The 11,503-nt window shown below is 70.1% G+C and carries 9 protein-coding genes and 4 pseudogenes; 5 read left to right on the plus strand and 8 right to left on the minus strand.

Annotation, left to right across the window (positions count from 1 at the left end):
- A partial coding sequence (locus tag AB0I73_RS38210) for a Na+/H+ antiporter NhaA (RefSeq protein ID WP_363045010.1) occupies positions 1–404 on the minus strand: 404 nt, incomplete at its 3' end.
- Positions 404–871 (minus strand): hypothetical protein, encoded by a 468-nt coding sequence (locus AB0I73_RS38215; protein WP_363045011.1) that lies wholly within the window; start codon positions 869–871, stop codon positions 404–406. The genes AB0I73_RS38210 and AB0I73_RS38215, both read right to left, overlap by 1 nt.
- Before the next feature lie 711 nt (positions 872–1,582).
- Here AB0I73_RS38215 and AB0I73_RS38220 point away from each other — a divergent pair.
- Positions 1,583–2,034, plus strand: a pseudogene (locus AB0I73_RS38220) (maleylpyruvate isomerase N-terminal domain-containing protein); the annotation flags it as partial.
- Positions 2,035–2,466: 432 nt separating this feature from the next.
- Here the strand turns inward: AB0I73_RS38220 and AB0I73_RS38225 are convergent.
- The 4 genes and pseudogenes from AB0I73_RS38225 to uvrA all read right to left on the minus strand — a co-directional run.
- Positions 2,467–2,757, minus strand: a pseudogene (locus tag AB0I73_RS38225) (IS3 family transposase); the annotation flags it as partial.
- A 95-nt stretch (positions 2,758–2,852) separates the two neighbouring features.
- Entirely contained in the window at positions 2,853–3,440 is a 588-nt protein-coding gene (locus tag AB0I73_RS38230) for a DDE-type integrase/transposase/recombinase (protein WP_363045012.1), read from the minus strand.
- Positions 3,437–3,745: a transposase gene (locus tag AB0I73_RS38235; protein ID WP_363045013.1), complete on the minus strand. Its 309-nt coding sequence runs from the start codon at positions 3,743–3,745 to the stop codon at positions 3,437–3,439. The genes AB0I73_RS38230 and AB0I73_RS38235 overlap by 4 nt, the downstream gene beginning before the upstream one ends.
- Positions 3,746–3,843: 98 nt before the next feature.
- A complete protein-coding gene (gene uvrA, locus AB0I73_RS38240) occupies positions 3,844–6,312 on the minus strand; it encodes an excinuclease ABC subunit UvrA (RefSeq protein ID WP_363045014.1) in 2,469 nt (822 codons plus the stop codon).
- Between the two features lie 517 nt (positions 6,313–6,829).
- Between uvrA and AB0I73_RS38245 the strand changes: the two are divergent.
- Positions 6,830–7,193: pseudogene (locus AB0I73_RS38245) on the plus strand (alcohol dehydrogenase catalytic domain-containing protein); the annotation flags it as partial.
- On the opposite strand, the pseudogene AB0I73_RS38250 reads toward AB0I73_RS38245, so the two are convergent.
- Positions 7,189–7,742 (minus strand): annotated as a pseudogene (locus AB0I73_RS38250) (IS6 family transposase); the annotation flags it as partial. The pseudogenes AB0I73_RS38245 and AB0I73_RS38250 overlap by 5 nt on opposite strands.
- A 57-nt stretch (positions 7,743–7,799) precedes the next feature.
- Complete coding sequence (locus AB0I73_RS38255) at positions 7,800–8,087, minus strand: helix-turn-helix domain-containing protein (protein WP_363045015.1); 288 nt, start codon at positions 8,085–8,087, stop codon at positions 7,800–7,802.
- A gap of 212 nt (positions 8,088–8,299) precedes the next feature.
- On the opposite strand from AB0I73_RS38255, the gene AB0I73_RS38260 reads away from it, so the two are divergent.
- The 3 genes from AB0I73_RS38260 (at position 8,300) to AB0I73_RS38270 (ending at position 11,398) form a co-directional block, all read left to right on the plus strand.
- On the plus strand, positions 8,300–8,965 hold the full coding sequence (locus AB0I73_RS38260) for an isochorismatase family protein (RefSeq protein ID WP_363045016.1): 666 nt from the start codon (positions 8,300–8,302) through the stop codon (positions 8,963–8,965).
- 87 nt (positions 8,966–9,052) lie between these two features.
- Positions 9,053–10,501, plus strand: coding sequence for an FAD-dependent oxidoreductase (locus AB0I73_RS38265; RefSeq protein ID WP_363045017.1), 1,449 nt, complete (start codon positions 9,053–9,055; stop codon positions 10,499–10,501).
- A 591-nt stretch (positions 10,502–11,092) separates the two neighbouring features.
- On the plus strand, positions 11,093–11,398 hold the full coding sequence (locus AB0I73_RS38270; protein WP_363045018.1) for a transposase: 306 nt from the start codon (positions 11,093–11,095) through the stop codon (positions 11,396–11,398).
- The last annotated feature ends 105 nt before the right edge of the window (positions 11,399–11,503 follow it).

The raw sequence follows: 11,503 nt of genomic DNA on the forward strand, positions 1-11,503 counted from the left end.
GCGGGGACGAGCATGCCGCCGATCCCGGCCAGGGCCGGGATCACGGCACGCCGGCGGTCGGTCAGCACGCCCACGGAGATCTCGTAGCGGACCTCGAGGCCGATGACGAAGAAGAACAGGGCCATCAGGCCGTCGCTGACCCAGTGCCCCAGGTCCATCGACAGAGTGGCACTGCCGAGCGAGAAGGACGCCTCGGTCGCCCACAGCGATGTGTACGCGTCCGACCAGGGCGAGTTCGCCCACACCAGGGCCACCACGACAGCGGCCAGGAGCAGGCCGACGCTGCCTGTCTCGGTCGTCAGGAAGTCGCGCACCCGGTCGGCGAGCTGAGCCACCAGCGTGCGCCTCCCGGCCGGGGTCTGGGGAGCCTGGGCGTTGTTCTTCCGCGTGCTGTTCTTCCGCATCACCGTTGCCACCGCGCCGTTCCGCTGCCCCCGTAGGCGCCCCCGCTCCGGTGGTGGAGCGCCGGCCGCCTTCCGAAGCGGGGTCCCGGACCGCAGAGGCGCCCGTGGGGGGAGTGGTTGCTCCGGCGTCGTGTCGTGGCCACGTCGTCTCCGTCCCGGGGAGACCGAAGTGGTGCCGTTCTTCCTCGGGTACGAGGTCCGCCATACGCCTCGGGGTCCTGGGCGGTGGTCTTGCGGACGCAGGGACGGAACGGCAGAACCGCCGGATCCCGGATGCGGGCATCCTTCGGCTCGGCGGCGACCGGTTGCCGGACCGGGCCGCAGCCGGAGAACTTTGGGAGGGGCTCGGTGTGCGGGAAGGCGTTCTTCCGGCCGGTGATCCTGTAGGCGGAGAAACCCGCCGGGGTCTGCCCGTCGTGGATCTCGTAGCGGCGCTGCTCGGGGTTGTCGCGGACGGTGGTGGTCATGCGGGACCCTCCTGCGGGCTCTTGGGGCGGACCGCAAGCGGTGCGGCGACCGCCCGGCTCGGCACGGTATGCCGGCTGACGACCGGCACGCGGTTGATGGCATGGATGGTGAGGACGGCCCAGGCCACGGCCGAAGTCTGCTCGGATGTCAGGTGCCGGGCGGCTTCGGCGTGGTCCTGGTCCTGGATACGGGGCAGGGAAGGCGGTGAGGGATGCGGTCAGGACCACAGCAGCGCGTTCGTCCGGGGCGAACAGGCCGGTGTCACGACAGACGGGCAGAACGGCGATGCGCTGAAGGGGCTCTTTGCCTTTGACCGCGGCGCGCACGTGAACGTCCGAACAGGAGGCACAGCCGTCGATCTGTGACGCGAGGATGTCGACCGGTTCGGTCAGAGTCCGGTTCGAGCCTGTGTCGCGGGCGGCCCTGGCGACCTCGGTCCGGGCACGGCGGCTCCAGACGGCCGGTCCCGGCCCGGCCGGCAGGGACGTCGGCGATGCTGACCGGTCCGCTCACCTCAAACGACCTTTCCTTGCATATCCACCGGATACCTCGGGAACTGTTCCCGTTCTACCGGTTCTCTCACCTGTGCCGGGCGTCTCGTCCTTCTCGGACCTCGTTCCGCTGCCCGGCCCTGACAGCGCAGCCACCGCCCTCGGCGTGGTGACGCCCGTCGCCGAACGGGACGGCGGCTTCCCCCCTCGTGGACAGCCTTGCGCACGACGGTCGCCGAGCTCGCGGACGAGGACTTCGCGCGGCCGTCCGGCTGTACCTGCTGGCTCGTGCGGGGCCTGGCGTGTCACCTGATCATCGACACACAGGATGTCCTGATCACTCTCGTGACGCCCGCCGAGACGGAACCGACCCGCGACGCGGTGACCTACTGGGGCGTCGCCGAAACGCCGCCGACCCGCTCGACGCGCTGATCGTCCGGCTGGCCGCCGCGTACGAGGAGCCGCGACTGCTCAAGTTCCACCTCGACCACGTCGGCTCCGCCGCCGGGCGTGCAGCCGAACTCGCCGACCTGGGCCTCCGGGTCGGCACCCGCGACGAGGTCCTCACCGCGGGCGACTACCTCTCCGCGTACGTCCTGGAGTGGACGCTGCACCACCTCGACCTGGTCGCGCATCTCCCGGGCACGGCGGGACCGCCCGCGAAGGGTGTGGGGCTCGTAAAGCCATCGCTGCAGGTGGGAGCCCGTGTGCACGACCCCTCGGCGGTCGCCACCGCTCAAGATCGACGACATCAGGTTCACCCCGTCAGCGCAACGACCGCAGGTCCCCGGTGGAGCACACGGTCAGCGTGGGATCAGCGAGCCCTCTTCCGTGCCCGTCAGGCGCGACTGGTGGCCGCCTGGCGCGCAGTTGCGGCCGTTGGGGTAGCCGGGTTGCGGGGTGGCGCTGCTCTGTCGGTCGAGCACGGTGGCGCCGCGCTGGTTCTTGAGTACCAGCGTGACGTGTACCGGCTTCCTGGCAGGTCATCCATGTCCGCGAAGCCAGGCCGGATGGAGGGCTCAGGGGTTTGTGGGGGTCCTGGCTGCCGGGCTTTCTGCGGCGGTAGCGGAGGGTCTGCTGCACGGATAGGTGACAGTCGGGTTTCATGCCGCCAGAGCTGCGGCGGGCTTCATGGTGATCTCGTACTCGATGGGGGTCAACCGGCCCAGCCGTAGTTGTCGGCGGCGCCGGTGGCAGGTCCGTTCGAGCCACGTCACGATCGCGGTGCGGAGGGCCTCGCGGGTGGCCCAGGTGCGGCGATCAAGGACGTTGTTCTGCAGAAGTGCGAAGAAGGACTCCATAGCCGCGTTGTCGTCGGAGGCGCCGACCCCTCCCATCGACCCGACGAGATCGTGACGATTCAGGGCGTGCATGAACTTCCGCGACCTGAACTGCCCGGATTCAACCGGTCGTCGCAACGCAGGCGCCCCCGGTGACTTCATCGGAGACCTGCCCGTCAACGCCTTCATCCACCCCGCCGGCCTGCCCATTACACCTCCGTAGTCGAGGTGTTGCGATCGGAGTGGACGGTGCAGCCGGACACGTCACCTCTCCTGGCGGCGGCGTTGTTCAGCGCGTTCACCGCGAGCCGTGCTTGCATCCGGCTGTCGACGCTGTATCCGACGATCCGGCCGGAGAACGCGTCCTTGACCGCGCACAGATACAACTTGCCTTCACTGGTGGAGTGTTCGGTGATGTCCGTCAGCCACAGTTCGTTCACCGCGCCGGCGGTGACCTCACGCCGGACGAGGTCGCCGTGCACCGGCGGCCCGGACCGCCTGCCGTGCTTCGACCGCTTCTTCCCGACCGCCGACCACCAGGCGTTGTCCCGGCGGATACGCCACGCGGTCCGTTCACTCATTCGCTCGCCAGCCGTCTCGGCTTCCCAGGCGAGGAACCGGTAGCCGAACTCGGGATCGTCGCGATGGGCGTCGAACAGCGCGTTCGCCCGGTGGGCCTCGGTGATCTCGGCCTCGGTCACCGGCCGGCGAAGCCACCGGTAGTAGTGCCGACGGGCAAACCCCGGTACCCGGCACGCAACCGCGACCGGAATCTTGTCGGCGGCGAGCTCTCTCACGAGCGGGTAGAGCCTTTTCCCGGCAGGTTCGCCTGCGGCAGATACGCCGCAGCCCGGCGCAGGACCTCGTTCTCCTGCTCCAGCAGCTTGATCCGCTTCTTCAGCTCGCGGTTCTCCGCGGACTCGGACCTCGTGGCACCAGGCTCCTCACCGTCTTCCACGGCGGCCTGGCGCAGCCACTTCGACAGCGTCATCTCATGGACACCGAAGCCCTTCGCGATCTGCGCAAGGGTGACGCCCTTCTCACGGTTGCGGGCCACGCGCACGACGTCGTCACGGAACTCTTGGGGATACGGGACAGGCACAGCAACATCCTTCCAGGCCGCCCCACAGGCAAGCCAGATCAGATGTCACCAGTCCGTGCAGCGGACCCCCGCCGGGGACGGGGCCGCGCCCGGGCCTGTCAGGAGCGCTCGAGCCGCCGGGCGAGGTAGGGGGCGGTGGCGCTGGCCGGGTCCTTGGCGACCTCGGCCGGGGTGCCGGTGGCGACCACGCGGCCGCCCGCGTCACCGCCGCCGGGGCCCAGGTCGATGACCCAGTCGGCGGAGGCAATGGTGCCGAGGTCGTGCTCGACCAGGACGACGGTGTTGCCAGTGTCGACGAGCCGGTGCAGATGTCGCACCAGGAGCGTGACGTCGGCGGGGTGCAGCCCCTCCGTGGGCTCGTCGAGCAGGTAGAGGGCGTGGCCACGGCGGGCTCGCTGCAGCTCGGTGGCGAGCTTGATGCGCTGGGCTTCACCACCGCTGAGCTCGGTCGCCGGCTGGCCCAGCCGCAGGTACCCCAGCCCGACGTCCCGGAGCGTTTCGAGGCTGCGCGAGGCGGCCGTGGCGTCGGCGAGGAACGTCGCGGCCTCGTCGACCGACATCGCCAGCACCTCGGCGATGTTCTTGCCGCGGTAGGTCACCTCGAGCGTCTCGGCGTTGTAGCGCGCGCCGTGGCAGGTCGGGCAGGGCGCGTAGGTGCCGGGAAGGAACAGCAGCTCGACCGCGACGAACCCTTCCCCCTGACAGGTCTCGCACCGGCCCTCCGGGACGTTGAAGGAGAACCTGCCGGCGGTGTAGCCGCGCACCTGGGCCTCGTCGGTCGACGCGTAGAGCTTGCGCACCGCGTCGAACATGCCGGTGTACGTCGCGAGGTTGGACCGGGGGGTGCGGCCGATGGGCCGCTGGTCGACCAGGACGAGACGGTCGAAGGACTCGAGCCCGGCCGCATCGCGCAGGTCGACCTGGAGGTTCGCGTCGTCCTGGTCCTCAGGCGTCTGGCCGAGATGACGGCCCACGACTTCGGCGAGTACCTGCGTGACCAGGGTCGACTTGCCGGAACCGGAGACCCCGGTCACCGCCGTCAGCACCCGGAGCGGCACGTCGACGGACACCTCGCGCAGGTTGTGGCGGGAGACGCCGGTCAGGCGCAGCCAGCCCTGCGGGGACCGGGTGCGGTGCTCGAAGGGCTGGGCGCGCCCGAAGAGGTACCGGCTGGTGGCCGACTCCTCCACCTCCTCGAGACCGGCGACCTGGCCGCTGTAGAGCACCCGTCCGCCACCTGCGCCCGCACCGGGGCCGATGTCGACCACCCAGTCGGCCCGGCGCACGACATCGAGATCGTGCTCGACGACGAAGAGCGAGTTGCCCGACGCCCTGAGCTGGTCGAGCACGTCCAGCAGCGGCTCCGCGTCCGCTGGGTGCAGGCCCGCGGAGGGCTCGTCGAGCACATAGACCACGCCGAACAGCCCCGAGCGCAGCTGGGTGGCGATCCGCAGGCGTTGGGCCTCGCCCGGCGACAGGGTCGTCGAGCGCCGTCCGAGGCTGAGGTAGCCCAGGCCGAGGTCGAGCAGCACGTCGATCCGCGCGACCAGGTCGGCGCAGATTCGCACCGCGACCTCGGTCGACTCCCCGGACCGGGCGGTGGGCGTGGAGGCGGCCGCCTCGGGCAGGTCCGCCACGGGCCGCAGCAAGTTCACGACCTCGGCGAGCGGCATGGCGTTGACCTCGGCGATCGAGCGGCCGGCGAAGGTGACCGCGAGCGCCTCCGGCCGGATGCGGCTGCCGTGGCACTCGGGGCAGGGGACGCTTCGGATGAACCGCATCGCCCGGTCACGCATCCGCTGGCTCTTGGAGTCGGCGAGCACGTGCATGATGTGCTTGCGGGCGCTCCAGAACTTTCCGTGATAGCCGTGGTCGATGCGGCCGGGCTCGGGTGCGATCAGGACGGACGGCTGCTCGTCGGTGTAGAGCAGCCAGTCCCGGTCCTCCTTGCTGAGCTCGCGCCAGGGCTTGTCGACGTCGATGCCCAGGCCGATCACGATGCTGCGCAGGTTGGCGCCCTGCCAGGCGCCCGGCCACGCCGCGACCGCGCCGTCGCGGATGCTCAGCGACGGGTCCGGCACCAGCAGGTCCTCGGTGACGTCGTGGACCACACCCAACCCCTGGCACCGGGGGCAGGCACCCGCCACGGTGTTGGGCGAGAACGCCTCGGCGTCCAGGTGCGGGGCTCCCCGGGGGTAGGTGCCCGCGCGCGAGTAGAGCATCCGCAGGAGGTTGGACAGCGTGGTGAGGGTACCCACCGTCGACCGTGAGCTCGGGGCCCCGCGGCGCTGCTGGAGGGCCACGGCCGGCGGCAGCCCGGTGATCTTGCGCACGTGCGGTGCGCCCACCTGTTGAAGCAGCCGGCGGGCGTAGGGCGCGACCGACTCGAAGTACCGGCGCTGCGCCTCGGCGTAGAGCGTGCCGAACGCGAGCGAGGACTTCCCGGAACCGGAGACGCCGGTGAAGGCGACCATCGCGTCCCGGGGAATGTCGACGTCGACGTTGCGCAGGTTGTGCTCGCCGGCGCCCCGAACGCGCACGAAGTCGTCGGTTGAATCGTCGGACATCTCAGCGGACCAATCAACTGTCGGCGGACACGGAGGGCCGCGCGGAGGCGGTCGGGCAGTCGCCGGTGCGGAGGTGAGAACCGCCACTGACGGTCACGGTACCCGCCCGACACGACCTCCGTCGCCTCGCCGCCTGCGGTGGTTCCGGATCCCTCCCCCGGGCGCGAAGAGCGGTGCCGCGGCGCCCGGCGGCCCCGGGACGGACTGCGTGGAGTTGCTCGGCCGACTCCGTGAGCGCGGCCGTGAGTACCCCCCGGGGTCGCCGGATGCGGCCGCCCAGGACCGTTGACATGGTGAAGGCATGAGCGGGAACCCAACCTGGGACCTCCCCAGGTGCCCTATGACCCGGACGCCGACCCCGGGTCCATGACCTCCCACGAGGCCGCCCACCAACCCTCGCAGGCCGAGGGCGAGGACGAGGAGCCCGGCGAGGGCCAGTCCTGAGGAGCCTGAACCACAGCGTCGGCACCCGCGGGCCTCCGCACTGCCGGCGGCGCCACCACGAAGGGAAGACGCAGTGCGTGCACTGACCTGGCAGGGCAAGGAGGACGTCCGCGTCGAGGACGTCCCGGACCCGGAGATCACCGAGCCGACCGACGCCGTCATCAAGGTCACCTCGACCGCCATCTGCGGCTCCGATCTGCACCTCTACAGCCCGCTGGGGGCGTTCATCGATCCCGGCTACGTGCTCGGCCACGAGCCGATGGGCATCGTCCAGGAGGTCGGCCCCGAGGTCACCCGCATCAAGCCCGGCGACCGGGTTGTCATCCCGTTCAATGTCTCCTGCGGCAGCTGTTGGATGTGCGCCCACGGGCTGCAGAGTTCAGTGCGAGACCACCCAGGTGCGCGAGCAGAACACGGGGGCCTCGCTGCTCGGCTTCGGCAGCCCTTCATAGCCCGTTCGCGTTGCCGGGTGGGCTGATGGCTGTTCTCCGCCCGGTTATTGAGGTAATTCGACTGACGGTGCTCGACGGAGGGCATGACCTCGCGGTGGGCCGCGCCGTAGGAGCGGAGCTTGTCCGTGACGACCACCGCGGCACCGCGCGCGTCTTTTTCAACAGGCGGCGGAAGAAACGCCGGACGGCGGCCTGGTCCCGTCGGCTCTGCACGAGGATGTCGAGCACGGTGCCGTCCTGGTCGACGGCCCGCCACAAGTACTTCAGCCCACCGTTGATCTTGATGAAGACCTCGTCCAGGTGCCATGTGTCGCCGGTCCGGGGCCGGCGACGGCGCAGGCCGCTGGCGTAGGCCTGCCCGAACGTGGCGCACCAGCGGCGGATGGTCTCACAGGAGACGATGACGCCGCGCTGGAGCATGAGCTCCTCGACCTCACGGAAGCTGAGCGGGAATCGGTGGTACAGCCACACGCAGTGGGAGATCACCTCGGCCGGGTACCGGTGCCCCCTGTACGACGGTGACGTGCTCTCCACGGACGACCCCTCCCAGCATGATCAACCCGAAGAGCATCCCACCCGGTCAGCCTCCTCTCAGCCGTGCGCGGCCGGGCCCTGCTCCAGCAGGGCGGCCAGCTTCTCGCACAGCGCCGGTGTGAGCTTGCAGCACTGTCCGCCCGGTCCCCGGGAGGCCGGCGCCGCAGTGCCGCAGGCGGTCCAGGCCCGCCGCCACTGGTAGGCGGACTTCGGTGTCACCCACAGCCGCTCGGCGACCTCCGGCGCGGTGACCCCGGCCGCGAACAGTTCAGCGGCCCGCATCCGCAGCGCCTCCCGTCGCGCGCGTTCCCTGGCGGTCATCCCGCCACCGTCTGCGTACCTCATACCTTCCGGTGTAACGCTGCCACCCCGCACCGCCAACCAGGCAGACCGTCAGCGAAGAAACCCCCAAGCGCCGAAGTCAGTAAAGGGCGAGGGTGGGTGGCTCCGCCTCAGGATGCCGCTGGGGGCCGCTCGCAGCACGCTGTAAGTAGCCGACGACCGAGAAGCCGCAGGCTTGGGGCTAGGGCCCATCACTTCACCCTCGGAGTTCTGGCATGGACATCAACCCGCAGGACACCGCCTTCGTCGTCACGGATCCGCAGAACGACGTCCTCAGCGAGAAGGGCGCCGCGTGGGGTCCGGTCGGGGACAAGATCCTCGAGATCGGCACGGTCGAGCACCTCGACCAGCTCTTCAGCAGCGCCAAGCGCAACGGCTACGACGTGGTGATCTCGCCCCACTACTACTACCCGACCGACCAGGGCTGGCGTTTCGGCGGCCCGGTCGAGCAGATGATGCACGAGACAGGCATGTTCGCCCGCCCGAGCGCACTGAGCATGGAGGGCTTCGAAGGGTCCGGTGCCGACTGGCTCGAGCAGTACAAGCAGTACATCGACGACGGCAAGACCATCGTGACCAGCCCCCACAAGGTCTTCGGACCCCAGGCCAACGACCTGGTCCTCCAGCTGCGCAAGCTCGGCAAGACCAAGGTCATCCTCGCCGGCATGCTGGCCGACCTGTGCGTCGAGTCCCACCTGCGCGAGCTCGTCGAGCAGGGCTTCGAGGTCGCCGTCGTCAAGGACGCCACGGCCGCGCCGAATCATCCCCGGCTCGGCGACGGCTACCCCGGCGCGGTCGTCAACTTCGGCTTCGTCGCCAACTCGGTCATCACGACCGACGAGGCGCTCAGGGCCATGGGAGCGACGCCGGCCCGGCCTTGAGGTCCGCGCAGCACGTCGAGCGGCGATGAGAGACCCGAACAGTCCGACCGACGTTTTTGGCGGCCGGAGCGACTGAGGGAGGACGAGATGAGCGACGAGGGCATCGAGGACGTCGACCTGCTGGTGGTCGGCGACGGCAAGGCCGGGAAGTCCCTGGCGATGGACCGGGCGAAGGCCGGCTGGCGCGTTGTCATGGTCGAGCGGGACAAGATCGGGGGCACCTGCATCAACGTTGCGTGCATCCCCACCAAGACGCTCGTCGGCTCGGCGCGGACCCTCCTCACCGCGCGTAACGCCGCCGAGAGGGGCGTCGAGATCAGCGGTGAGCCCGCCGTCGATCTGGACAGGCTCCGCGCGCACGTGGAAGGGGTCGTCGGCGGGATGGTCAGCGCGCACGCCAAGATGTTCGCCGACTCGGGTATGGACTTCATCCTGGGTACCGCCCGTTTCGTGGGCGAACGCACCGTGGAGATTCGCACCAACGACGGCACCACCCGGGTGGTGCGCGGCCGGGACGTCGTCGTCAATACCGGGACCACCCCGGCCGTGCCGGCTCTGCCCGGCGTCACCGAGGCGGAGGTGTGGAATTCCGAGACGATCCTGCACCTGGAGCGCCTGCCCGAGACGCTGCTGATCATCGGGGGTGGGTACGTCGGGTGCGAGTTCGCCTCGATGTTCGCCGTCTTCGGCACGCGCGTGACCCTGCTGCAGGGCCGCGACCAGCTGCTGCCGCGTGAGGACCCGGACGTCGCCGGCCAGGTGGCCGACATCCTCACCGACCAGGGCGTCGACGTCCACCTCGGGGCCCGTGCGAGTGCCGTGCGCCGCGAGCCCGGGCACGGCGACGTGGTCGTCACCCTCGCGGACGGCTCCAGCGTCCGCGCCCAAGAGCTGCTCGTGGCCACCGGGCGCACCCCTGTGACCGCCGACCTCGGCCTGGACACGGCGGGCGTCGAGCTCACCAAGCGCGGGTTCGTCGCCGTCGACAACCACCTACGAACCACCGCCGACCACGTCTGGGCCGCCGGGGACGTAGCCGGCAGCCCGCAGTTCACCCACGCCTCCTGGAACGACTTCCGCATCCTGCGGGCCAACCTCACCGGCCGCGACGCCGCCACCACCGGCCGGCTCGTGCCCTACACCGTGTTCATCACCCCCGAGCTCGCGCGCGTCGGGCTCACCGAGACCGAGGCCCGTGCCCAGGGGCACGACGTCAAAGTGGCCCGGCTCCAGGTCTCCGCAATCCCACGGGCCAAGACCCTCAATGACACAGTGGGGACGTGGAAGGCCGTCGTCGACGCCGAGACGGGCCAGATCCTCGGCGCCGCTCTGCTGGGACACAACGCCGGGGAAGTCATCGCCGCCGTGCAGATGGCCATCCTCGGCCGCATGCCCTACCAGCAGGTCCGCAACGCCGTCATCACCCACCCCACCATGGGTGAGGGCCTCAACCTCCTCTTCGACGCCCTGGACCAGGGGGCGCCGCGCCGCAAGGAACCGGCCGGACAGGCACCGCCCGACGGCAACCGAGATTGACCCCGCGTTGTCGTCGAGCCGGCCCCGCAGAGGCAGCCGTCCAAGAAGGCGGTGGCCAAAATCAATGACACAGGGGAGTCGGTTGGTCTCAATCCGTACCCCCATGGAAGAACCGCAGCGCAGGGCTCACCCGCGCTCGTGACCGGGCGCACTTACCAAGGCGGCCGACTGCCGCCCACGCATAGGTCACATGGCAGCAAAAACCCGCTGAACCGAAGCTCAACCCAGTCCAGCCGCGCTGACGCCACGACCGCCGAGACATACCCAGCAGCCGCCAGCGCCGCGACCCGCAGCCCACGCTCCGTGGCGGTCTGGCTCATGCCGTTGCCTCGGCCTTGGAACCACGCTCCAAGGCCGAGGCAGCACAGACCACCCGGGCCTCAACAAAACGCCGTCATCGGTGCAGACGGCACGCCCGCCACCCGACCAACCCCGACCATGGCAGCGCCGGCGTCACCGCAGACCCGTCCACGCCTGGTCAGGCCCCTGTTGCGGACGTGCGTTACGGGCGCTGGGCGGTGTCCTGAAGCTTCCCCTTGATCGTGGACACCTGGAGACTGGGACGTGAGAGCCCAGAGGAAGCAGTGCCAGGTGGGAAACAAGAGCAACCGCAGCAGGCGGTATAGGGAGGAGTTCAAGCGCGACGCGGTCGCGCTGGTCCGGTCCTCCCGCAAGACCGTCACCGAGGTCGCCGGGGAGATCGGGGTCAGTGCCGAGGGACTGCGGAACTGGGTCAAGCAGGACACGATCGACCGCGGGCAAGGGGCACCGGGCGAGCTGACGAGCACGGAACGGGAAGAGTTGCGCCGGGTGGTGCGGTCCGACGGCTCGGCGGGCGGCTATGCCGGAGGCCCGGCCGCGAAGCACATCCTCCTGGCGTTGGAGACAGCGGCATGATCGGCAAATTCCGGGACCCGACGGGCTGCTCGCCTTCTTCGCCTATTCCGCGTCAGGAGGGTTGGTACGGGCGGCCTCCTGTTCGGCGGCGGCCTGCGCCTCCTC

The organism is Streptomyces sp. NPDC050388, from assembly GCF_040655635.1.
Taxonomy (GTDB): Bacteria; Actinomycetota; Actinomycetes; order Streptomycetales; family Streptomycetaceae; genus Streptomyces.